This is a genomic window from Methylobacterium sp. GC_Met_2 (genome assembly GCF_026540795.1).
GTDB lineage: Bacteria > Pseudomonadota > Alphaproteobacteria > Rhizobiales > Beijerinckiaceae > Methylobacterium.
This window is the reverse complement of record NZ_JALNUM010000086.1, coordinates 1-22,279: the sequence shown is the minus strand read 5'-3', so window position 1 is coordinate 22,279 and position 22,279 is coordinate 1. Positions and strand designations below refer to the sequence as shown.

General features: G+C 65.4%; 20 protein-coding genes. 15 read left to right on the top strand and 5 right to left on the bottom strand.

Annotated features, from left to right (window positions below; translation table 11 throughout):
* Nucleotides 1-43: 43 nt before the first annotated feature.
* The 6 genes from OXS49_RS23775 to OXS49_RS23750 all read left to right on the top strand — a co-directional run bounded on the left by OXS49_RS23775 (nt 44) and on the right by OXS49_RS23750 (nt 7,325).
* Entirely contained in the window at nt 44-844 is an 801-nt protein-coding gene (locus OXS49_RS23775) for a hypothetical protein (protein WP_267427125.1), read from the top strand.
* A gap of 606 nt (nt 845-1,450) precedes the next feature.
* Nucleotides 1,451-1,771: a hypothetical protein gene (locus OXS49_RS23770; protein WP_267427124.1), complete on the top strand. Its 321-nt coding sequence runs from the start codon at nt 1,451-1,453 to the stop codon at nt 1,769-1,771.
* A 38-nt stretch (nt 1,772-1,809) separates the two neighbouring features.
* Entirely contained in the window at nt 1,810-3,189 is a 1,380-nt protein-coding gene (locus OXS49_RS23765) for a PepSY domain-containing protein (protein ID WP_267427123.1), read from the top strand.
* A gap of 25 nt (nt 3,190-3,214) precedes the next feature.
* Nucleotides 3,215-3,604, top strand: a complete 390-nt coding sequence (locus OXS49_RS23760) for a hypothetical protein (protein ID WP_267427122.1) — start codon at nt 3,215-3,217, stop codon at nt 3,602-3,604.
* A gap of 70 nt (nt 3,605-3,674) precedes the next feature.
* A complete protein-coding gene (locus OXS49_RS23755) occupies nt 3,675-6,026 on the top strand; it encodes a TonB-dependent receptor (RefSeq protein WP_267427121.1) in 2,352 nt (783 codons plus the stop codon).
* Nucleotides 6,027-6,363: 337 nt separating this feature from the next.
* Nucleotides 6,364-7,325 (top strand): IS630 family transposase gene (locus OXS49_RS23750; RefSeq protein ID WP_267427120.1). Its coding sequence is split into 2 segments (ribosomal slippage): nt 6,364-6,715 and nt 6,715-7,325, totalling 963 coding nucleotides; the frame shifts between segments, so codons are not numbered across the junction.
* A gap of 186 nt (nt 7,326-7,511) precedes the next feature.
* On the opposite strand, the gene OXS49_RS23745 is transcribed toward OXS49_RS23750, so the two are convergent.
* Nucleotides 7,512-8,264 (bottom strand): GntR family transcriptional regulator, encoded by a 753-nt coding sequence (locus OXS49_RS23745; protein ID WP_267427119.1) that lies wholly within the window; start codon nt 8,262-8,264, stop codon nt 7,512-7,514.
* 163 nt (nt 8,265-8,427) lie between these two features.
* Here OXS49_RS23745 and OXS49_RS23740 point away from each other — a divergent pair, with 163 nt between their 5' ends.
* The 6 genes from OXS49_RS23740 (at nt 8,428) to panB (ending at nt 12,988) form a co-directional block, all read left to right on the top strand.
* Nucleotides 8,428-9,852: an MFS transporter gene (locus OXS49_RS23740; RefSeq protein ID WP_267427118.1), complete on the top strand. Its 1,425-nt coding sequence runs from the start codon at nt 8,428-8,430 to the stop codon at nt 9,850-9,852.
* A gap of 370 nt (nt 9,853-10,222) precedes the next feature.
* A complete protein-coding gene (locus OXS49_RS23735; protein ID WP_267427116.1) occupies nt 10,223-11,014 on the top strand; it encodes a sterol desaturase family protein in 792 nt (263 codons plus the stop codon).
* Nucleotides 11,015-11,077: 63 nt separating this feature from the next.
* A complete protein-coding gene (locus tag OXS49_RS23730) occupies nt 11,078-11,467 on the top strand; it encodes a hypothetical protein (protein ID WP_267427115.1) in 390 nt (129 codons plus the stop codon).
* A 28-nt stretch (nt 11,468-11,495) separates the two neighbouring features.
* On the top strand, nt 11,496-11,714 hold the full coding sequence (locus tag OXS49_RS23725; protein WP_267427114.1) for a hypothetical protein: 219 nt from the start codon (nt 11,496-11,498) through the stop codon (nt 11,712-11,714).
* A complete protein-coding gene (locus tag OXS49_RS23720) occupies nt 11,711-12,007 on the top strand; it encodes a DUF6166 domain-containing protein (RefSeq protein WP_267427113.1) in 297 nt (98 codons plus the stop codon). Before OXS49_RS23725 ends, OXS49_RS23720 begins: the two co-directional genes overlap by 4 nt.
* Nucleotides 12,008-12,088: 81 nt before the next feature.
* Nucleotides 12,089-12,988, top strand: coding sequence for a 3-methyl-2-oxobutanoate hydroxymethyltransferase (gene panB, locus OXS49_RS23715; RefSeq protein ID WP_267427112.1), 900 nt, complete (start codon nt 12,089-12,091; stop codon nt 12,986-12,988).
* A gap of 433 nt (nt 12,989-13,421) precedes the next feature.
* Here panB and OXS49_RS23710 read toward each other — a convergent pair whose 3' ends face one another.
* Nucleotides 13,422-13,835 carry a VOC family protein gene (locus OXS49_RS23710; RefSeq protein ID WP_267427111.1) on the bottom strand — a complete coding sequence of 138 codons (414 nt, stop codon included), beginning with the start codon at nt 13,833-13,835 and terminating at the stop codon, nt 13,422-13,424.
* An 86-nt stretch (nt 13,836-13,921) separates the two neighbouring features.
* On the opposite strand from OXS49_RS23710, the gene OXS49_RS23705 reads away from it, so the two are divergent.
* Together OXS49_RS23705 and OXS49_RS23700 are read left to right on the top strand one after the other, a co-directional pair.
* The gene (locus OXS49_RS23705; protein WP_267427109.1) at nt 13,922-14,635 is read left to right on the top strand and encodes a YafY family protein; all 714 of its coding nucleotides are present in this window, start codon (nt 13,922-13,924) and stop codon (nt 14,633-14,635) included.
* Nucleotides 14,636-15,394: 759 nt separating this feature from the next.
* Entirely contained in the window at nt 15,395-17,071 is a 1,677-nt protein-coding gene (locus OXS49_RS23700) for a methyl-accepting chemotaxis protein (RefSeq protein ID WP_267427107.1), read from the top strand.
* Nucleotides 17,072-17,379: 308 nt separating this feature from the next.
* Here OXS49_RS23700 and OXS49_RS23695 read toward each other — a convergent pair whose 3' ends face one another.
* From OXS49_RS23695 to OXS49_RS23685, 3 genes are read right to left on the bottom strand one after another with little or no spacing between them, the layout of a single operon-like run.
* Nucleotides 17,380-17,970 (bottom strand): isochorismatase family protein, encoded by a 591-nt coding sequence (locus tag OXS49_RS23695; protein ID WP_267427106.1) that lies wholly within the window; start codon nt 17,968-17,970, stop codon nt 17,380-17,382.
* Nucleotides 17,971-18,016: 46 nt separating this feature from the next.
* Complete coding sequence (locus OXS49_RS23690; RefSeq protein WP_267427105.1) at nt 18,017-19,600, bottom strand: FAD-dependent monooxygenase; 1,584 nt, start codon at nt 19,598-19,600, stop codon at nt 18,017-18,019.
* 16 nt (nt 19,601-19,616) lie between these two features.
* Nucleotides 19,617-20,066, bottom strand: a complete 450-nt coding sequence (locus OXS49_RS23685; RefSeq protein WP_267427104.1) for a VOC family protein — start codon at nt 20,064-20,066, stop codon at nt 19,617-19,619.
* Nucleotides 20,067-20,155: 89 nt separating this feature from the next.
* Between OXS49_RS23685 and OXS49_RS23680 the strand changes: the two genes are divergently transcribed.
* Nucleotides 20,156-20,656, top strand: a complete 501-nt coding sequence (locus OXS49_RS23680) for a MarR family transcriptional regulator (RefSeq protein ID WP_267427102.1) — start codon at nt 20,156-20,158, stop codon at nt 20,654-20,656.
* Nucleotides 20,657-22,279: the final 1,623 nt, after the last annotated feature.

Genomic DNA, 22,279 nt, shown 5'->3' with positions numbered 1-22,279 from the left:
AATAGGAATATAATCTGATAGTTAGGCTGCGGGTCGTCGCTTTGTGGCCTTCATCGAGGGCCGCCATGAGGCACCCACCAACCACGCTGATGCAAAATCGCCGAGCGCCACCGCCCGGCCTTCCGCATCAACCTCAGCCATCCGCAACCAACCCGAGGGGGTCTCATCCGAGGCCCCTTTCGCATTTCTGGAGCACGCTATGACCGCAGCCACCGCTACGAAAACCAAAGGCGCACTCACCCCCGCGGAAAGCCCGCTCGCCAAGCCGATCCCAGCCCTCGTCGTGTTCGGCGCCGACAAGGGCGGCAAGCCTCACGCAGCTTGGTTTCCCACCCCGGATGTGAGCCTAGCGACGAAGGCCGCCGCGACCATCGGGTTCCGGGCCCTCGTGCTGTGCGACGACGTTCAGCGCTCGGCCGCCGCCGAACTGCCGCAGGGGCGGGTGTTCAGCTCGGGGCGCGCATTCGTGCCGTTCGTCGCGAAGGAGGTCTACCAACGCTTACAAGCCCTCGCCGGTGGAGTTGTCGGACCAGACACGACCACCATCAGGTTGGCTGCACAGAGTTCCGCGAAGCCCGCTGATGGCGACGGTGGCGGTTTTGGCGGGTCAGGTCTGGTGGATCCCCGCTACCCACGCAGTTGGGCCGGCATCGCGATCGGCAGCCTCGTGCTGATCACCGAGGGCGAGGAGGATGGCTGGTATGAGGCTGTGGTCGTCGCCTCGAAGCCGGGCGGCGAGTTCACGCTTCAATGGCGCGACTGGCCCGATCTGCCGATGCTTATGCGCCGCCGCGATGAAATGGCTCTGCTTCACCCGAACGCCGCGGCAGCAGCCGAAGCCTGAGCTCGGCGCGAATGTGCAATTGGCCGGCGAGGGCGTTCAAACTTTGCCGGCCGACAAGCTTCGAAGAGGCATGAACTTCTATGACCGCAATGCGCCCATCCCACTCATCCAAGGAGCCGCAGACGCTCCGCCATGGCGGACATCCACCGTGACGGCTGCGGCGGCGGTCCATTCGCATAAGGGCACACTATGGAACGAGGAGTGCAGCGAGATCCCGCATCCCACGCCCGGAAAGGTCCGCTTCCAAGCTATCGGCAAGGCAGAGGCCTACGACCGGGTTGGGTGGATTGCCGTCAATCCGTTTTGGAGCGGCGATCCATGGAAGCGGATATCGTCGTCAGTCCGCTTACGACCCCTCTCAGACCTTCGGAAGGTCCGCTTTTCGAAGGTCTGTTTGGCCCGAAATGATTGTGGGTAGCCGGAAGCGACAGGTCCGCTTCTGTGCAAGTAGGGCGATCAGATAAGGCTTCGTAGCGTCGGAGCAACGCAATCGGATGTTCGCTCGGAATTTGATCCCGGCGCGTTGACGGTCCATCGGCGCCCCGCCTAGATCGTCCGATGCGCAGGTCCTCCGACCAACCGGCTCGACGCCGCACGGTCATCGCCGTGGCCGCGCTCTATGCGTTGCTGCTCCAGGCTTTCCTCGTCACGCTCCATCCCGTCGCGCTGTTCGCCGGCACCGATGGCGTAATCTGCGCTGAGCACGGGAATGGCACACCCGCCGACGACGGCGTTCCCTGTCAGCAGCACGCCTGCTGCATTCCGACCCAGGTAGCGCAGCCGCTGGCCGAGACCGTGTCCACGCAGGTGGAGATTACCGCCTTGCCGCGGCGGTCGATCGTGTTGGCCTGGAGATCGACGGCGACGCTTGGCCCCCGGGCGCCCCCCGACCCCGCCGTTAGTTCCCGAGGTCCGCCGACCGTCTGACCGATCCATACCCCGATCGCTCAGACCCGGACCTTCCCATGTCGATTTCGCTTCAGGGCAGCACCCCTTCCTTCAGGGCGGTGGCTGCTGTGCGCGCGTCCCGCGAGGCTTTCTACCACGCCGTCTGGCGCTGGCACTTCTATGCCGGCCTGCTGTGCCTACCCTTCCTGATCTCGCTTTCCGCGACGGGCGCGCTGTACCTGTTCCAGCCCGAGATCAACGCGACTGTGTTCGCTTACCGGACCACGGTCGCCCAGCAGCAGATGGCGCCGCTTGGCCCAGATCGATTGATCTTCAACGCGATGCAGGCGGTACCTGACGGCGCGCCGGTCTCCTACACCGACCCGGCGGATGCGACCTCCTCAGCCGTGGTAACGATCGCCGCGGGTGCTCGGAAGATGCTCGTCTCCCTCGACCCCTACACCGGCAGCGTGCTCGATCGGGTCGACCGGGACGGCGAGTTCTTCATGGTGCTGCGGCACCTGCACAGCCTCGCCTACTTCGGCCCGCTGGCGAACGCGGTCATTGAGATCGTCGCCGGCTTCGCCATCATCCTCGTGGTGACAGGCGTCTACCTCTGGTGGCCGCGGGGCCAGGACGGCGGTGTGGTCACGGTGCGGGGCACGCCGCATCGGCGCGTCTGGTGGCGCGACCTGCACGCTGTGACCGGTTTGGTGGCCGGAGGCGGCCTGTTCTTCCTGGCACTCACCGACCTGCCCTGGTCGATCTGGTGGGGTGACCAGTTCCGGGCGTGGACGAATGCGGCCGGGCTCGGCCAGCCGGCCACCTTGTGGGCCAACAAGCCGGTTTCGAACGTGCCGATGGGCGAGATGCTCACCACTGCCGGCTGGACCATGCAGGATGCGCCGGTTCCGAAATCCGAGGCCACCGGGGCCACTCAGGGTATCGGCATCGACGGTGCCGCGCAGATCCTGGCGCGCCTTGGCATGCCGCACGGTTACGAGCTGTCGCTACCGGTTGGTGACAGGGGCGTCTACGCGGCGGCCGCCTACCCGCACGACGTGACCCAGCAGCGGATGGTCTCTCTCAACCAGTACAGCGGCAAGCCGCTGGTCGACGTGGATTTCATCGACATCGGCTCGGTCGCTCGGGCGGTGCAATACGGCATCGGCATCCACAAGGGCGAGCACTGGGGCCGCGCCAACCAGCTCGCGATGCTGGCGTTCTGCCTCGCCACCATCCTGCTCTCCGTCACCGCCGGGACGATGTGGTGGAAGCGTCGGCCGACTGGCGGCCTCGGCGTTCCGCCCTGGCCGCGCGATCGGCGTATGGCCGTAACCGTGACCGTCATCGTCGTGGGGCTCGGCGCCTTATTCCCGCTCACCGGCCTTGCGATCCTGGCGATGCTCAGTCTCGACCTCGCGCTCGGGCGCGCCCTGCGGATGCGAACGGCCTGACCGATCCGCGACGGGCGAGGCTCCCGTGTTCCCGCAGATGCGCTCGGCAGGATTGCCGCGCCGACTCGGCGCCGGCCTGATCCTGCTCGCGCTGTCGCTGCAGGCGCTCGCACCCGCGGCCGCCCTGCACTTTACAGCCGAGGCCCAGGCCGCGGACGCGCTGGTGCACGCGATCATCTGCGGACAGGATCCAGGCGTCACGCTCACCGCGGACCTGCCAATCCCAGTCCACGCCGATCACGACCGCTGCCCATTCTGCCGCTGCACGGCGGCTGCCCCGCTCCCCAACGCGCCGGAGATCGTGGTCCGGCGGGTCATCTGGCACGCGGCGGCGTGGCCAACCCCGCCACCGCCGGTTGAGACTAAGCCTCCACGGTCGCCCGCCCGGGCCCGCGCCCCACCCCAGAACGTCTGACGCCTCATTCCTCCCGGCCCGCGGTACCGTCGCGCCCGGGTCCATCCGCGTTCAGACGAGACCCAACATCATGCCCTCCGTTCCAAGATCCCGCGCATCCCAGCTCGTACTTGCCCTACTGCTCGGGGCGAGCCCGCTGGTACTCACCGCCGCTCAGGCGCAGCAATCCGTCACCCTCGGAGAGCTGTCCGTCGTCGGCGAGGGCAGCGCAGCCAGCCCTGTCGCAGCACCGCAGGTGGCACCCGCGGGGGCGCCGACTGTCACCGGCCCGGCCCCGGCCGCCCCGACCCCGATCGCCGTTCCGACCGGCGAGGTGAACAGCACGGTCGGCCGGCAGAACGTCATCGACGACCGCCCCGCGGTGAACATCGCCGATGTTGTCAGAGACAGCCCCGGCGTCACCGTGCGCCAGGGCAACGGCCCGCGGGACGTGATCATCTCGGTACGCGGCAACAACGCCCGTGCCACCGGCGTCTCGCGCAACTTCGTCGTGCTGGAGGACGGCTTTCCGGTCACCCAGGCCGACGGATCCTCGCGCTTCGACATCACCGACCCGCGCGCCTACAGCAGCCTCGACGTGTTCCGCGGGCCGCAATCCGCGCTGTTCGGCAACTACGCCAGTGGCGGTGCGCTTGCCTTCAACACTCGCCGGGGTGCCGCGGTGAACGGCGTCGAGTACGGCGTCGACGCCGGCAGCTTCGGCTACCTCAACAACTACGCCACCATCGGCGGGATCAGCGGCCCGTTCGAGTACAGCCTGTTCACCAGCGACGCTCGCGGCAACGGCTTCCAGGGCCACAGCTCTTTTAACACGCAGACGATCAACTTCCTCGGCACGTACACGCCGACCCCGGACAACCGCTTCACGTTGAAGATCATCAACAACGAGTTCCAGGCGAACCTGCCGGGCCGCTCCTCGCTGCTCCAGTTCTACCAGAACCCCTACCAGCGCGGCTGCGCTTCGGCGCTCACCGCAGAGCCCGGCTGCACGACTTACAGCCTCTCGATCAACGGCCGGAACGGCGCTACCATGCCGGTGACGGCCGACGAGGGCGGCTTCTTCCGCGGCGATCGGCGCACCATCGTGGGCGGGCGCTACGAGCACGACTTTGACGCCTACACGACTTGGCGCACCCAGCTCGTGTTCGACGACCGCAACATCAACCAGCCCTTCTACACCACCTCGGCGCGAGGCGACTTCCCGGGCTTCAACTTCCTCACCGACGTGACCCGGCGCGGCGACCTGTTCGGGCTACCGATGACCGGTTACGTGGCGCTGGCCTACAACACACTCGCCTCAAACCAGCTCACGTACTTCCGTGCACCTTATGGCGGGGCCCGGCTCGGCGCCTTGAACGCCAACCTCGCGGCCACCCAGGACAATCTCGGCGGCCGAGCACGGATCGAGCTGCAGCTCTCCGACCAATGGACCGCGGTCGCCGGCATCAGCGCCGAGAACACCACCATCGGCGGCAACAACACTACCTTCAGCTACCCGACAGCCGGTGGCGTGACCGCGGCCAACGCCAACCTCGACCGCAGCTTCCTCAACGTCGCGCCCGAGTTCTCGCTGACCTACCGCCCCGACGAGGCGTGGCGGTTCCTCGGCCGCGTCGCTACGGGCTACGCCACGCCCTCGGCCTCGAACCTGACGGTGACCCCGGCCGGCGTGCCGGGCAATAACAGCCAGCTCCAGACCCAGGAGAACCTCGGCTTCGATCTCGGCGCGTACTGGACGCCTCTGCCCGTGCTGCAATTCTCCGTTACCGGTTTCTACGAGTTCTTCCGCAACGAGCTGATCTCGCAGTCACCGGGTGCCGGCCTCCTGAGCTACACCTTCAACGCCCCGGCCTCGGAGCATCGCGGCGTCGAGGTCGGCGGAACTTGGACGTCCCCGGACGGCTGGCGAGCGACGCTCGCCTACACGCACGACGATCAGATCTACACGAAGTACACTGAGCAGCTCAGCGCCGGCTCGCGCACGGCGCGCTTCAACCGGGCGGGCAACCACATCCCCGGCGTTCCGACCGACGCGGCCCTGGTCCGGTTCGGCTATGAGCAGACCACGGGGCCCTGGGCGGGCGTAGGGGCCTTCGTCGAGGCCGTCTACCAGAGCGATTTCTACCTCGACAACGCCAACCTGCTGAAGGCGCCTGGCTTCACGGTCGTGAACCTCAACGTGCACTACGATCGGGCGCTCTCGGGGCAGGCTGATGCGGGCTTTGCCAAGCGGCTGAGCCTGTACTTCGAGGTGCGCAACCTGTTCGACCGGGTCTACACCAACTCGGCGCAGAACCTTGCTGACACGATCAGCGGCACGACCGGCTTGCAAAACGGTGCTGGTGTGCTGGCCGCCACCACCGGCTCGATCTTCGCCGGTGCGCCGCGCAACTTCGTGGGGGGCATGAAGCTGGCGTTCTGAAGGTCCGCTTGTCACCTATAGCAGCCGATCCGCGTGGTTCGGTTTGGGTACGCGGACGGGAACTGGCGCTGTCAGTTCGCTATGGGTGCACCTCTAACAGACCGATGCCACCGGCCGCTCCCGACCCACCCCGGCCGTACAGGCCCCGCGTCGGTTCTCCCCGAAAGCGGTCATTCGTTAGCCGTCTGACAACTTCGGCTCGGGGTGGGAAGCGGGAATTATGTGGACGTTTGGGAGCTGACATCAGCTTCACGCCCATCCTGGCCATTTAGAGCCGTGCCCGGCCGCGTTGCGACGGGTTAGCGTTTTGCAGGGTTGAGTGGTGAAGGAGTTCGCGATGCCCTCACCGTTGTCTGCCGATTTGCGCGAGCGTGTCGTGGCGGCCGTGGCCGAGGGCGCCTCGTTCCATCGAGCGGCGGCCCGGTTCGGTGTAAGCGTGTCGAGTGCCAGCCGCTGGTCGGAGCGGTTCGCGCAGGAAGGCCACGTCGCGCCCAAGCCGACGCGCGGCGGCGATCGTCTTCCGGCCATCGAGGGGCAGGCCGATCGGATCCTCTCCACCTACGAAGCCCGGCCCGAGATCTTCCTGCGCGAGTTGCGCGACGCCCTGGCCGCGCAGGGCGTGCAGACCAGCACGAGCGGCCTGTCGCGTTTCTTCGCCCGCCACGGCATCACCCGCAAAAAGGGGCTCTCTACGCGGCTGAGCAGGAGCGGGCCGACGTAAAGGAGGCCCGCCAAGCCTGGTTCGAGGCCCTGCCCGACCTCGACCCGGACACGCTCGTCTTCCTCGACGAGACCGCGGCCGCCACCAACATGGCCCGCCGTTACGGACGCGCCCCGTGCGGTGAGCGGTGCCGGCTCCTCGTGCCGCAGGGCCACTACAAAACGACCACCGTCACAGCCGCCCTGCGCAGCACCGGCCTGTGCGCGCTCAGTCTCGTCGATGGCGCCACCAACGGCGCCCGCTTCCGCAGCTACGTCGCCGACAGCCTCGTCCCGGTGCTGCGGCCCGGGGACACCGTCATCCTCGACAACCTGCAGGCCCACAAGGTCGCCGGCGTGCGCGAAGCCATCGAGGCGGTGGGCGCGCGGGTCTTGTACCTTCCGCCCTACAGTCCCGAGTTCAATCCGATCGAGCAAATCTTCGCCAAGCTCAAGCACCTGCTGCGAACCGCAACCGCCCGCACCGTGCCCGACCTCTGGGCTGCTATCTGCGAAGCCTTCACCCGCTTCACCCCAGACGAATGCCGCAACTGCATCACCGCCGCCGGACACGAGGACGACTTGGCCGTCGCTACATAGGCGGGAACAGCTCTAGCTAGCTACGACCAAATCCCGTAAGCAGGCGTTGCTCTTGCCTATCGGACCATATGAATAAGAACAGATTACGGAATACTACGCGTCACAAAATTTTGTGGTCGCCTGCCACTTGTTTTACACCCTTGAAAGGTCCGCTTCCAGGCTGTTGGCGCCCAAATTAATCATGAGCTAGACGTCCAGGGTCTTACGGGCAAAGCTCTCGATGTAGTCGACGAGCTTGTCCGACGCGGCACCGGCGGCAGCCACGTCACGTCGGGCAACAGCCTCGCAGACATCGGCGTGGAGGTTGGCGGTCAGCGGCAGATCGGCGGCCAGCTTGTAGTGCTGGTACCAGAACCGCCGTGACAGGCCCGCCATGCTCTCCAGCGAGCGCACCGCGAACTCGTTGCGCGAGGCCGTTGCGATCAGGTCGTTGAACTGACGGTCCAGGCGCATGAACGCCAAGTCGTCCGATGCCGCTGCCACCTCCCGCATGTCCTGCGCCAGGCCGGCGAACACATCGCGCTCTTCCTTCGTGGACCGCTCCGCCGCAAGGCACGCGATCAAGCGCTCCAGGACGCGTCGGGTCTCCAGTAGGCGCAGCTGCGTGCGCACGTTGATGTCGGAGACGAGGATGCCGCGCCTCGGCATGACCACGACGAGGCCGTCGCGGGCGAGACGCTGCAAGGCTTCCCGGATGGGGGTGCGGCCGATACCGAGCCGCTGGACCAAGTTCTGCTCGCCGAGCACCATGCCGGGCGGGAGCACGAGCGTGGTGATCATCTCCTCCAGCTGTTGATAGGCTCTGTCCGTGAGCGTCAGGTCGGGCAAGTCGCCGTCGCTGACTACCCCGTTGTTCGCCCCCTTCACGGCCTTCCTGGCCCTTTTCTCAGAACGCTCCGCGGTGCGGACCGACGTCGTTTTTCCAGTCACGAAGTTCATGGACGACCCCTCTTACCCGGCCCGGTCCGCTTATCACGCCGCCTAAATGGTGCATGGTGCCGGGCACCTCTCCTTGCAAGGGCATATCGCTGATATATCTTGCGCCGATTAGAGATATCCTGCATGAACACCCTGCGCATACTAAACCGTAGGGAGGCAAAAAATGGTAGGGCAAATTGCGATACCCACCGGCGCCGTGCTGCCGGAGCTAGCGACGACCGGGGCCACCACCCGCGTTACGGCCGGGTCGAACGCGGTGATCGCCGCGCGGCTTGAGCGCCTGCCAATGACAGGGTTCCAGCGCAATATCTTTCTCATCATCGCCACGGCGTGGTTCTTCGACTCAGTCGACCTCGGCTCGCTCACCTTCCTGCTCGGCTCGATCAAAACCGAATTCGGGCTCTCGACAGCCCAGGCGGGTCTCCTGTCGAGCATGAGCTTCATCGGCATGTTCGCCGGCGCGGCGATTTCTGGGATGCTGGCCGACCGCTTCGGCCGGAAGCTCGTCTTTCAGATCAGCATGGTGTTCTGGGGTCTGGGCAGCGCGTGGTGCGCCTACGCGCCGGACGCGACCATGCTCGGCTACGCCCGCCTGCTGCTCGGTTTCGGCATGGGCATGGAGTTCCCGGTCGCCTTGGCCATCGTCTCCGAGTTCCTGCCGACGGCCAAGCGCGGCCGTTACCTCGCCATCATGGAAGGCTTCTGGCCCCTCGGCTTCATCGTGGCGGGCTGCCTCAGCTACGTCCTGTTGAGCTATTTCGACTGGCGAGCGGTGTTCCTGGCGCAGGCATTCCCGGCCCTGTTCCTGTTCGTGATCCGCTTCCTAGTGCCGGAGTCGCCGCGCTGGCTCGCCGATCGCGGGCGGCATGACGAAGCGGACCGGGTGATGTCATCCATCGAGACGAAGGTAACGGCGCGCCTCGACGGTCGGACGCTGCCCGAACCGGAGGTCCTGCCCGAGCAGGTTCAGGGCGAACGTCGCTTCTCGTTCCTCGAACTCTGGGGCCCTGGCTATGCCAGCCGCACGGTCATGATCTGGCTGACGTGGTTCTTCGCCCTCCTCGGGTTCTACGGGCTCACCACGTGGCTCGGGGCCCTCCTGCAGGATGCGGGTTACAGCGTCGCCAAGTCCGTGACCTACACGATCCTGATCTCGCTCGCAGGCGTGCCTGGCTTCATCGCTTCGGCCATCCTCGTCGAGCGCTGGGGCCGCAAGCCGACCGCCGTGCTGATGCTGCTGGGCAGCGCGGTCGCTGCCTACCTCTACGGTCACTCGCCCTCGTTCGCGTGGCTGATCGCTTTCGGGTTGATGATGCAGTTCTTCCTGTTCGGCATGTGGTCGGTGCTCTACGCCTACACCCCGGAACTCTACCCGACCCGCTCACGCGCAACGGGGGCCGGCTGCGCATCGGCCGTCGGCCGCGTCGGCTCGCTCATCGGCCCCTACGTCATCGGGCTCATCCTGCCGACGCTCGGACACGGCGGGGTGTTTGCGCTGGGCGCCGGCTCGTTCGTGATCGCCGCCGCAAGCGTCGGCATCCTCGGTATCGAGACCAAAGGCAAGTCGCTCGAAGCGATCTCGCACTGACCATCCGGCGGGGACGCAAACCGCTCTCGTCCCCGCCGTCCTGCCACGGGTGGAACAATATTGTTGACAGCTGATATATCAACGGTATTTTGCAGACAACAACTGGGGAGAGCGCCATGTGCCGGACGGCTCGCAACGCAGATGACGGTCAGCACCGCTCCGCTCGCCTGGGGTGCGGCAGCTGTCTCGCCAATAAGTCCTCGGTCTGCGTCCGCCCTGCAGCCGTGGTTCGGCCGCACGCCGAACCCGCAGCCTCTAGCAGGCCGGCCCTTCCGTCGAACACCGTCGTGGCGTCAGCCCCCTACTGAACATCTTGGCCGAAGCGGCCGAGATCGCTTTCCCAAAAGCATTCGAACAGAGGAGACATCCAATGGAACTCGTAGTCACTAAGATGAGCGAGCGGCAGAGAAACTACCGGGCCAACTACCGGCAGCGTGTCGCGGGCTGGTACAACGGCGCCCTGCACATCGCGATCATCTACACCATCGGCCTCACGGCGCTGTACATCTACATCTCCAACATTAAGGCCCCGACCTGGGCGGAACTCGCCACGGTCCCGGTCGTGTTCCTGTTCTGCAACTTCTTCGAATGGTGGCTGCATCGCTACGTGATGCATCGTCCGCAGAGCAATCCCGTCGCCCGCGCCGTCTACAACCGGCACACGCTCCAGCACCACCAGTTCTTCACCGATCACGAGATGCGCTTCGCCGACCATCGGGACTACCGGGTGACGTTCTTTCCGCCCTACGCGCTGGCCGCCTTCACGTTGATGTCGATCCCGGGCGCCATCGTGTTCGGCAACGTGTTCGCGCCGAACGTCGGTTGGCTGTTCATCACCACGACGACCAGCATCTACATGATCTACGAGTTCATGCACTTCTGCTGCCATGTCGAGGACAACTGGTTCGTCAGCAACATGCCGTTCATCAACACGAACCGCCGGCACCACACCGCGCATCACGACCAGTCGATTATGATGGAGCGGAACATGAACCTGACGTTCCCGATCATGGACTGGCTGTTCGGCACCTCGGATCTCAACCGCGGCCTGCTCGGCACGATCTTCAACGGCTATGACACCCGCCACGTGAAGACCGACATGCGCAAGACGTCTCGCACGCCTGGGGCTGTGGAACCCGGCGCGATGCAGCCGGCCGAATAAGCGCACGCTACAAGCGACGTGCGGCGTCTCGTCGGCGCCGCACCAACATCTGGGAGGCCCTCCATGAACATGATCGAACCGAACGTAGCCGCCCTCGCGTGGTTTGCCTTCTTCGCGGGCGTCGCCAGCGTCGGCTTCTACGTCCTCACCGGCATGTTCCCGCTCGAAACACGACCGGATCTGAAAGGTCGGCCGCTCGGCCTGCTGTTGCTGGCGGTCAACGTAATGCTGCTGGTCGGGTTGGTCGGCGGTGGCTTGGCCTATGGCGCCGCCAACCTGCGCTGGACAAGCCTTATCATCGTGGGCGGCCTGGCGGTCCTGTTCGCCCCGGGCCTGTTCAACGTCTGGCCCCAGCGGTGGCGCGACGGTTTGGCCGGGCTCGCCATCGTGCTGGCCGCTCTCGGTGGGTCGCTCGCCCTGCTGCTGCAGGTCGGCTCCGTTTTCACACTCTAAGAACAAAGACCGATCCCGGAGGAATTCGATGCCGTTTCCCATCAAATTCGGCTTGTCCGTCGCCGTAGCGTTGGCCGCGCTCGCAGGGTGGTTCTACATGGGCTACCTCGATCAGACCGGCCCGCAATGGGCCGTGGCGTTCCTCGGCCCCTTCATGGTCGTCAGCCTCTGGATCTTCCCCGAGGTGATGCGCTCGCGCTCCGACGGCCGCACGCCGCGCCATCAGATGAGGGAGGCGCGCCCGTGAACAAGGTATACACGGGGGACCGGACCATCGACGGGATCGTCGTGACGGTCGACGGCAAGCCGCTTCCGGAGAAGGCGGACGCCAAGCGCTACTCGCGCAACGGCTTCGAATGGAGCTACGAGGGCCCCGAGCCCGCGCAGCTCGCGTACGCGATGCTGGTCGACCACCTCGGCGACACGGTCCAGGCGGAGCGCCTCCAGCCGCAGTTCATGCGCAGCGTCGTGGCCAACTTCCAGAACGAGTGGGAGATGACGTCGGCCGACATCGACCGCGTCCTGCAGCACCTGCGCTAGGCACGCCATCGGCGCGCTCAGATCCAGGTCGACGGGCCGGCTCTGCCGCCCCGACCATTAGACGAGTTCGGAGAGGCGGATATGAGCGCGGCCACGGTGACGCCATCGAACGAACCGGCCAGGAAAGCCGGCAAGCGGACGATCCTCGACATCCGCGCCGCCAAGCGGACCGGCGAGAAGTTCGTCTACATGTCCGTTCCGGATTACACCTCCGCCCGATGGGCGGAGATGGCGGGCGTCGACGTCGCCGTCGTCGGCGATAGTCTCGCCATGGTCGCCCACGGCCATGCCAGCACCATACCGGCGACGATGGACATGATGATCCTGCATGCCGGGGCGGTGCGACGTGGCGCGCCGGACACCTTCGTGCTCGGCTGCATGCCCTACCAGAGTTACAACACCATCGACCGAGCCCTTACGAACGCCACTCGCTTCATGCAGGATGCGCTGTGTGACGCCGTGAAGCCGCAGGGTGGCAAAAGTCAAGCCCACATTCTCCGAGCGCTCGTCGACGCCGGCATCCCGACGGCGTCGCATATCGGGCTGACGCCGCATACCATCGCCAACTTCGGCGGCTTCAAGATCCAAGGCCGCACCGCCGAGGCCGCGATGAAGATCCTGGAGGACGCGCTCGCCATCGAGGACGCTGGCTGCTTCATGTTGGAGTTCGAGGCCGTCCCGGCGCCGATTGCCAAATTGATCTCCGAGCAGCTAACGATCCCGACCATCGGCATTGGTGCCGGTGCGGGCTGCGATGGCCAAATCCTGCTCGCCTACGACCTGCTCGGGGTGTTCACGGACTTCAAGCCGAAGTTCACGAAGCGCTATGCCAATCTCACCGAGGTCGCCGTCACAGGCATTCGCAAGTACGTCGAGGAGGTTAAGGCCGTGGCTTTTCCTGACGATGAACATTCTTATCGCGTCGATCAAGCCGAGTACGAGAAATTCCAGACGTTGGTCGAGCGGCGGAAGCACGTCTGAATGTAAACCTAGACCTTCGCAGGGTCCACTGCTTGCTGCTTTGAGACAAGCACTCGGATGCAACATCCGCTTCTCCGACGTGCGAGCCGTGAACGGACTGACGGCCCGAAGCCAGAATTTGCCCAAATGGCCATCCGAGGGCCAAGAAGAGGACACCCTTACCTTCTGCAGCGGGTCGGAAGCGGGTTCGGCGACGATGTCCGCTTCCTCGAATCGCTGCCCCAAAGCGGACCGGCTGAAAACCACCCATCTGAGACGTTCGTCCGGGCACTGGGCGGCGGCAGATGCTGGCCGAAAGCGGAATTGCTGCTTCGGAGCAGGTGCGCCAGAAAAGCGGACGGCCTCCTACCGACCCAACTCAGCCGCTCACCACTTCGGCTCTTGTGCCGCAAAGCGGACAAACGCTCGATCGCCCGCTAATCAGAATGCCAGGTCAGGACACCATCACGTCCATGACCCATGTCACACCGAACCGATCCGTCAGCATCCCGTAGAGTGGGGACCACGCTGAGGCGCCGAGCGATTGCAGAACCGACGCGCCCACGCGAAGCTTCTCCCATTGTGCGGTGATCTCCTCCGGCGACGTTCCGCGGACCGAGACGTAGAACGCATTCTCGCCGGGGTTCCACGGCTTCTCCGGCTGCACGTCATAGGCCATGATCCGGAAGCCCTGATCGGAAGCCACCTGGCCCCAGATCACATGCTCGGCCTGCACAGCATCCTGCGTCGCCCCAAGGTCTCCGTAGGTGACGATCGTCCGCTCGCCCCCGAAGACGGAGCGGTAAAATTCGAGCGCCTCGCGAGCCTGCCCGCGGAAATTGAGATGGGTCGTCGTCTGGACGGTCATGGCAGTCTCCGATCTGTGGGACGTGTTGTCGTGCCCTGCGACCGGGATGTACCAACCCCTTCCTGACAGAAACCGGCAGTAGGCTGATGGCACGGAGCGACCGCCTCTTCCGTCTCCTCCAGGCGATGCGCACCCTGCCCAAGCCGGTAACGGCCGCACGGCTGGCAGAGGAAACCGGCGTCTCCGTGCGCTCGCTGTACCGGGATATCGATAGCCTCCGGGCCGCCGGAGCCCGGATCGACGGCGAGCGGGGTTACGGCTACCGGCTGACCGAGGATTACGCGCTTCCACCGCAGACCTTGGATCGCCTGGAGATCGAGGCGTTGGCGATCGGCATGGCGGAAGTGCGCGCCATGGGCGACCCCGACTTGGCGGCGGCAGCGGCTTCGGTCGTGGCTAAGGTCGCAGCAACGCTGTCGGACGATCGCGAGCAGCATCTGTTCCACTGCGTGTCGAAGGTCTACCGCCCCGAGGCACGCTACGCGCCCACGCATAACCTGGGGCTGATCCGGCAGGCATGCTGGCGGGAAGAGGCGCTCACCATCCACTATACGGATGAGCGCGGTTCGGGCACGCTGCGGACGATCCTGCCGCTGGCGATCGTCCATACGGAGCGGCGACTGGTCGTTTTATCGTGGTGCCGTCTGCGCGAGGCGTTCCGGATGTTCCGGATCGACCGCATCGTCGAAGCCAGGGTCGAGGGGGGCAGCTTTCGGCCAGACCGGGCGTCCTTATTGCGCGCCTATCTGGAAGCGCTAGACAGCGAGAATGCGGCCCCGGCAGTACGATCTGGTGGCTGACCGCAGGGCGGGATATGCCAAATCCTCTGAGTCTGCTTCAACGCCCACGCTACTCGGAGGCGGACCGACCGAAATCCACCCTGAGCTGCCATTCCGGTTCCGACCCAACCCAGCCGCCTGGACCGCCATCGGCGCTTCTCCAAAGCAGCCGTTCGTCAGCCCTTCGGCAACTTCGGCTCAGGGTGGCGAGCGGACCTTGGCCCATCGTCCCGAAGCAGACGTTCCGCTCCCAGCCGATGTGCCCCGTTAGACATCTAGCAGGATCAGCTCCTATGCCGACGGGCGTCGGCTCAAGGCGCGACACCAAAGCGGACAAAGAAGCCGTCAGGATCCTGGGGTCCCGCGCTGGTCCCCAACGTGCTTGGCAAAGCGTCCCGACCGACGAGCGCCGCAGCGGGCGTTAGGGCGGCAAAGCCAGCGAGAAGGGCCAGGGCGAGAAGGGCTTGAAGGTTACGCATGATCGGACCTGTCTGTGTGTGATCCGATCATGGCAGCCGACCCTGAACGACCACATCAAAGCGATCTCGAAAATTTGAACTATCCTCCTGAAAACACCAAAGTCGCCTGGCTATAGGTCGTACAACTATTATTACAACCGGAAGGTGCATGTAGGATTATTAACTGCCATGCATCATAGACCTTCGTCGTTACTATGTAGTTTGCCTCGGCGATCACATCAAACGTAGGCCGCGGGCCGTTCGGGACGCACCCTGGCAAACTGTCCATCCGCCAGTCTGGCGCAGCTCGAAGCAGGATCTCATGACGTTCCGCGTTGGCACCCGCATACAGCTCATCACGCTGACCGCACTCGCCGGCATGGCATTGCTGATCGGGCTGGCAGGCTGGGATGTGTCCCAAACGGTCACGGAGGCGCGCGAGCTGAAGACGCGCGACCTCGTCGAGACTGCGCAAGGTGTGCTCGCTTACTTCGAGGGCGAGGAGCGCGCCGGCCGAATGAGCCGCGATGTCGCCCAACAAGCGGCCGTGGCGGCGGTTCGGGGCCTACACTACGCGGGCAGCGAGTACTTCTGGATCCAAGACATGCACCCGCGCATGATCTTGCATCCCAAGGCCGACCTGATCGGTAAGGACATCGGCGGGATCGTCGATCCGGCGGGCAAGCACCTGTTCGTGGATGTGGTCGAGCGGGTGAAGCAGTCGGGCGCGGGCTTCGTCCCATACCTGTGGCCGAAGCCCGGTCTGGATCAGCCGGTAGCGAAGATCTCCTACGTGAAAGGCTTCGCGCCGTGGGGATGGATCATCGGATCGGGCATCTACGCGGACGACACCGCGATGCAGATGCGCCCGACCCTGATGCACCTGCTCGGTGGTGCGTCCATCGTCGCGGTGATGATCGGTCTGCTGGCTATGCTCATAGGCCGTAGTGTGGTGCGGCCGGTGCGAGCCATGACGGCGTTCATGACCGGTCTTGCCGCGGGGGATCTGAGCCAAGAGGTACCGGGCGTAGAGCGCCGGGATGAGATCGGTGCGATGGCGACCGCCGCGCAGGTGTTCAAAGACAACCTAATCCGCACGCGGGCTCTAGAGGCGGAGACCGCGCAGGCACGTCTGGCCGCCGAGCAGCAGCGCAAGACCGGCATGCGGCAGATGGCCGACGGCTTCGAGGCAGCTGTCGGTGGCATCATCGGCATGGTGTCTTCGTCGGCGACCGAGCTGCAGGCCACCGCACAGACCATGACCGTCACGGCGACAGAAACCGCCAGCCAGTCCACCACCGTGGCGGCCGCCGCCGAAGAGGCGGCCTCGAACGTCAGCACCGTCGCGGCGGCGGCCGAGGAGCTGGGCTCGTCCGTCCAGGAGATCGGCCGCCAGGTTGCGGGCTCGGCCGAGCTGGCGCAGCGGGCCGTCCACGAGGCCGACCAGACCGGCACGCTGGTGCAGCAACTGAGTGCGGCCGTCTCCCGGATCGGCGATGTCGTCGGTCTCATCTCGAACATCGCGGGACAGACCAATCTGCTAGCGCTCAACGCCACCATCGAGGCGGCGCGGGCCGGAGCTGCCGGCAAAGGCTTCGCCGTCGTCGCCTCTGAGGTAAAGGCGCTGGCTGAGCAGACCGCCAAGGCGACGAACGAGATCTCCGCACAGATCGCGCAGATCCAGTCATCGACGGGACAGGCCGTAACATCGATCGGTGGCATCACCGGGCGGATCCGCGAGATCAGCGACGTTGCGACCTCGATTGCGGCAGCCGTGGAGGAGCAGGGTGCGGCGACCCAGGAGATCGTGCGCAATGTCAGCCAGGCGGCGATGGGCACCGGTGAGGTGACCAGCAACATCGCGGGCGTGGCCGGGGCAGCCGAGGAGTCCGGGGCTGCAGCCAGTCAGGTGCTGGGGGCGGCCACGGAACTGTCGCGCCAGTCCGAGCACCTCGCCGCCGAGGTGGGGCGCTTCCTCGCTACGGTGCGAGCAGCTTAACGCTGAGCTGTGGATCTGCTTCGACGGCTGGGGTACGCCGCCGATCAGGTGCCGGAGAGCGGACCTTCTGAACTCCTGCAACAGGTCGTGAGCGGGCGCGGTGGTAATGTCCGCTCTTATGCATAGCCGCCCGAAAGCGGACTGGCAGAAACCCACCCATCCCGGTCGCAGGCGACAGTCAGCCGAGTTGCCCGGAAGCGGACCATCCGAGGGCCTGCAAAGGGTGGTTTGCGGACCTCGGCCTCCGGTCTCGAAGCGGACATGCCGCAGAAGGACGATGACCGTCGCAGGCAGCCTCACTGCTACTGTCAGCTCATTATGGGCTGGAGGATCTTCATCAGCTCGACGCCTTTATGGCTTGCGAGATCTTGGGCGAGTACCGCGCCGAGGGTCGTGACCGCCGCCGTGTTCGCATCGAAGGATTCAATCCGGCGGAGAGCGGCGTCCTCCGTTCGCTGGCTGGTCCCGCCGCACGCGTCGACTGGCACGTGGACCTCGTAGCCGTTGAGTGCGGCGCCGAAGCAGGCCAGCAGCACCGCGACTTCCGTCACGACACCGCAGATCACGAGATCGTGGCGGCCGGTGGCTTTGATGGCGGCGGCAGTCGGCGCGTCGTCGAAGGCCGCCGCCATCGTGCGAATGAGCGGCTTCACATCAGCAAGCTCGGCCGCGAGCTCCGGCACAAGCCGGGGCTCGTCGGGTCCCGCCGGGACCAGGCTGACGGCCATCGGCAACTCGAAGAGCTTTCCGATCCTGGCGAGCGCAACGGCCGACCGGATCAACTTGTCCGGCGGGTTCGTCTTGCTGCTGACAATCTCCGGCTGGATGTCGAGAAACAGGATCTGGGTCGTCCCCGGTGTCATCGGGGCCTTCTTCGCCGTGATGGGATTGGTCGTCATGCGCGGCTTCCTCTCGGTTGCTAGCTCGGCGTCTATGAAGGGTTGGTCATGCCCGAGTGGGCTTGACGCACTCGAACCACCGCTCGCGATAGGCCCGGACGTGATCGACCGCCGACGAGAGCGGGCTGACCAGTCCGGCATAGCCGTCCGGCCGGACCAGGATCGCGCGGCCCGACCGGCCGAACACCGCCTCAAACCGCTTTACGTCACCCGAGGCAGGAGGCGCGATCTCAGTGAGACGGCCCTGCGGCACTGCTGCCCTCACCGCCGGTGAACACGAGCCCCCCTCCGTGACAGCGACGACGAGCGTCGGATGGGACGGGTCGAGCGTGCGATGGAGGTGCGTCTCGGTCCAGGCCGCGTCCGTCCGCAGGCGGACCAGGATGTCGGGGATGCGGTCGCCGGCGCGCAGCGAACCGTCATGCCCGTGGCTCTCGGAGAGCGGGCTGTCGCGGTAGTCGAGCGCCACCTGGCTCATGGCGGACGTGGCGTTCTCCTGCACGACGTCGGTGCCGACTACCCACGGTCCGAGGTGGTTGAACAGGGTGCGCACGATCGGGTTCTCCGTGCCGATCGTCGTCGTCAGGCCATCGGTCCGCGACAGGACGTCGCGCATCACCGGCAAACGGTCGGCCTCGTAGGTGTCGAGGAGCGCGGGCGCCGCCTTCCCCTGCATCACCATGGCGAGCTTCCAGGACAGGTTGATCATGTCCTGGATGCCGGTGTTCATGCCCTGTGCGCCGGCCGGCGAATGGATGTGCGCCGCGTCGCCACCGAGGAACAGACGGCCGACCTTCAGCCGCGGCACCATGCGGCTGTTGATGCTGAACCAGGAACTCCAGGTCAGGTCGTGGAAGCGGGCCGGGATGTGCGAGCGCTGGTCGTAGATCGACTGGAGTTCTTGCAGCGACGGCTCGGTGTCCCGCGACGGCTGGCTCGAAGGGTTCGATGCGATGAGGCGGAAGTGGTCGCCGCCCATCGGGAACAGGCCCATGAAGCCGTGCTCGGACGAGAAGATGTGGAAGTCCGTGTCCGGCAGGTCGCCGTCGATCTTGAGGTCGCCGAGGGCGTAGCTCTCCTCGCGCGTGTGGCCCTCGTACGGCAGGTCGAGCGTAGTGCGCACGAGGCTGTGGGCGCCCTCCGCGCCGATCAGCCAAGGCACCGTGACCCGCTCCAGGGTGCCGTTTGGACCCTTGAGCACGGCGGAGGCCGGCGAGGCGTCATGCGCATGGGTGTCCTGCTGGATACCGACAAGCTCCGTGTTCCATTCCGGCGTGACGCCGTGGGCCGCGCATGCCTCGCGCAGGACCCGCTCGGTCTCGGCCTGCGAGACGAACAGGATGTACGGGTAGCGGCTGTCGACGTGGGCGAAGTCGAGGTGGAAGACGCGCTTGCCGCCGCCGTAGACGCTGCCGAACCGGCCGGGGTTGCCGATGCGGACCAGCTCGTCCGCCAAGCCACGCTGGTCGAGCAGTTCTAGGGTGCGGGCCTGGACGCCGATGGCGCGCGAGGTGGTCGCGGGCGCCTCGCGCTTGTCGGTCAGGCGAACCGGCACGCCCAGGCGCGACAGTTCCAGCGCGGCGGTGAGGCCGGTCGGGCCGGCACCCACGACGAGGACGGGGTCGGACATGGTGGCTCCTTCGGTGTCAGTCTCCGGCGATCCAGGGTGAGGTCTCGTCGGGCGCCAGTTCGGGCCCGTGCGTCTCCTGCGTGTAAAGGCGCAGCCGCCGCCCGTCGGGATCGGCGAACACGACGAGCCAGGCCTGGATGGAGATGAGGACGGGCGAGCGCTCGATGCCCTCGCTGTCGAGATGGGCGGTCCAATCCACGAGCGCGGACCGGTCGCGAACCGCCAGGGTGACCGGGTCGAACCCGGACTGGCGCTCTGCTTGGTCTGGGTTCAGGCGCAGTTCGAGGTGCGTTCCGAGCCCCGGCACGTCCAGGATCACCGCGTAGAGCGAGCCGTCCGCTTGCCTGTGGTCCCACGCCTCAACCCGTACGGCGCCGAGCGCGCGCTCGTAGAAGGCGAGGCTTCGGTCGAGGTCGACGACCGGGAACTTGAGGTGATGGATGCCGTGGAGGGCTGGCTTCGCCATTGCGCGCTCCATGAGGGAGTTCCGCGAGCCTGGATGCTCGCCTATCGATCAGGTGATCGATCAATCTCATTTCTGTTAAGCGCTTAACAATGTCAAGAACGTCGACGAAAAGGCCCGCTGCTCCGCTCGTTCCGCCCGACTTCGTCCGAGAGCGCTACGCCAAGGTCCTCCCGCCCGGGGAGGTTCTCGCGCTGGAGGCGCTGTTCGTCCTTCGCGCGGGCGTCCAGGCCATCGACAACGTGGTCTCGCGCTGGCTCGGCGATGATGCGCTCACCCCCGGGCGTTGGCAGGTTCTGGCGGTTCTCTGGTCACGCGACCGGCCGGTGCCGCAACGCGAGATCGTCGAGGCGTTGAAGGTTTCCCGTGCGAACGTGTCGATGTTGGTTGAAGCCCTACAGAAGGAGGGTCAGATCACGGCGAGCCCCGACCCAGCCGACGGGCGTCAGGTTCTCGTCTCTCTCACGCCCGCAGGCCACGAGGTAACAGAACGGCTCGTGCGAGAGACGGCAGGAAAGCTGCGCAGCAGCCTCGCCCTCAGCGATGACGAGCTCCGGCTCCTAGCTGACCTTATGGCGCGCATCTTTAAGTAATACTGGTTTTCTACGATGTGGCTACTGCCAGCACGACCGCTTGGCTATGCAAACCACTCCGTAGCGCTCCCAGATCTGTTTTAAGCACCATCACACTCAAGGGTGGGCAGCCGCAAAACCACCCGTTCTGGCCGTAGGCTATACGACCACGGAGCCTGGAAGCGGACCTTGCGACCTTCTGCAACGGGTCGGCACCGGCCGCAAACTGCGGTTCGCTAAGGGCGCATCCATAGCGCACCGATGGCGCCGGTTCCCAACTGCATACCCAAACCGAACCGCGCTGGCCGTCTGCTATGGGTGGTTTGCTGCCCGTCTGCTTCTAGGAGGAAAGGCGTTAAGGCAGGCCCGGAATCAAATTTGCTGAACGGACCACGCTATCGCGAGCTGCATCAAATTCAATATCGAGCATCACTCGCCGGATGCCCCAATCAACCATGCCGATCATGTTCCTGTGATCAGCGTACAGATCATCCTGCCCAACCGGAACGGTCTTAGGTTTCACGGCGTATGTGGCCCGGGTGGGCGTCCGTTGGTCTTCAGCTCCTCATTCCTCGGATCTGACCTACTATGTACCTGCAAGGAGGTCCCATGCGCTTGAAGATCATCGCCGCGGCGGCTGTGTTGTGTGCATCGGCAGCCAGCAACGCACAGGCTTTACCGGTAGTGCCGGCTTTGGATCATGCAGCCGTGATCACGCTCGTGGGTGTGTGCGGTTGGGGCGCCCATCTCGGCCCGGCAGGCGGCTGCCGTCTCAACAATGGCTGGCGGGGCCGTTGGCGTGGTGCACATGGCGGCGCACCACTCGGTTGCCCTCCGTACACCCATCCCACCCGCTTCGGATGTCGCCACATCTAGGCTCGTGCAGGGGCAACTAGCTATACCTTGCACGGCTGGATGCACACCCGCGAACTTCAGAGTGACTGCCGCCCATAGTCACGCCTCGGCCCTAAGCCGAGGCGATTGTGCCGACCGTAATGGCGTTCGTCTGGTAGGTTACATGTATCCTTCAATCCGCTCTGTAGCCCCCTTGGTTTGGGCCCTCCTGGCTCCCGCCTTCGCTCACGCTCAGTCCCAACCGAGCGTTGATTGCCGAAAAGCGTTTAGTACGCCGGACATCGGTGTTTGCGCCCAGCGTGACTTCGATGCTGCCGATGCCCGACTGAATGGCGCTTACCAAACCCTGCAAGCGTCGATCGATAAGAGTGACATCCCGGCCGATGCCAAGGCAGATTGGCGCAAGGCGCTGGTCGAGGCACAGCGGCGGTGGATCGCATTCCGAGATGCGGAGTGCATCGTCACGGGTTTTGAATGGTATGGGGGATCGGGGCGCTCGGCCGCGGAGCTGTCTTGTAAGACCGGACTTACAGACGCGCGCACCAAACAGCTGCGCGCGCATACCGACCCAAAGTAAGCACCCCAAAGTAATCACTCCAAAGTGAGAAACGCCGATGTTGCCACAATCCCGAACTGCAACGTCGGGTCGAGCAGTGTTGGCTCTCATCCGCGAAACAGATATCGGATGCGTAGCTGAGCAATAGCCAATACCCACCCCGAGCCGACGTTGCTGGATGGCTCACAATTGGCCGCTTTCGAGAAGCTCCGCTAGCGCCCCGGGCGGCTGGC

Bases quoted from the DNA above. Each gene is read 5' to 3' on its own strand.
- OXS49_RS23765 (WP_267427123.1), top strand. From the start codon at position 1,810: ATGTCGATTTCGCTTCAGGGCAGCACCCCTTCCTTCAGGGCGGTGGCT.
- OXS49_RS23755 (WP_267427121.1), top strand. From the start codon at position 3,675: ATGCCCTCCGTTCCAAGATCCCGCGCATCCCAGCTCGTACTTGCCCTA.
- OXS49_RS23745 (WP_267427119.1), bottom strand. From the start codon at position 8,264: ATGAACTTCGTGACTGGAAAAACGACGTCGGTCCGCACCGCGGAGCGT.
- OXS49_RS23740 (WP_267427118.1), top strand. From the start codon at position 8,428: ATGGTAGGGCAAATTGCGATACCCACCGGCGCCGTGCTGCCGGAGCTA.
- OXS49_RS23735 (WP_267427116.1), top strand. From the start codon at position 10,223: ATGGAACTCGTAGTCACTAAGATGAGCGAGCGGCAGAGAAACTACCGG.
- OXS49_RS23730 (WP_267427115.1), top strand. From the start codon at position 11,078: ATGAACATGATCGAACCGAACGTAGCCGCCCTCGCGTGGTTTGCCTTC.
- OXS49_RS23725 (WP_267427114.1), top strand. From the start codon at position 11,496: ATGCCGTTTCCCATCAAATTCGGCTTGTCCGTCGCCGTAGCGTTGGCC.
- panB (WP_267427112.1), top strand. From the start codon at position 12,089: ATGAGCGCGGCCACGGTGACGCCATCGAACGAACCGGCCAGGAAAGCC.
- OXS49_RS23710 (WP_267427111.1), bottom strand. From the start codon at position 13,835: ATGACCGTCCAGACGACGACCCATCTCAATTTCCGCGGGCAGGCTCGC.
- OXS49_RS23705 (WP_267427109.1), top strand. From the start codon at position 13,922: ATGGCACGGAGCGACCGCCTCTTCCGTCTCCTCCAGGCGATGCGCACC.
- OXS49_RS23700 (WP_267427107.1), top strand. From the start codon at position 15,395: ATGACGTTCCGCGTTGGCACCCGCATACAGCTCATCACGCTGACCGCA.
- OXS49_RS23695 (WP_267427106.1), bottom strand. From the start codon at position 17,970: ATGACGACCAATCCCATCACGGCGAAGAAGGCCCCGATGACACCGGGG.
- OXS49_RS23690 (WP_267427105.1), bottom strand. From the start codon at position 19,600: ATGTCCGACCCCGTCCTCGTCGTGGGTGCCGGCCCGACCGGCCTCACC.
- OXS49_RS23685 (WP_267427104.1), bottom strand. From the start codon at position 20,066: ATGGCGAAGCCAGCCCTCCACGGCATCCATCACCTCAAGTTCCCGGTC.
- OXS49_RS23680 (WP_267427102.1), top strand. From the start codon at position 20,156: ATGTCAAGAACGTCGACGAAAAGGCCCGCTGCTCCGCTCGTTCCGCCC.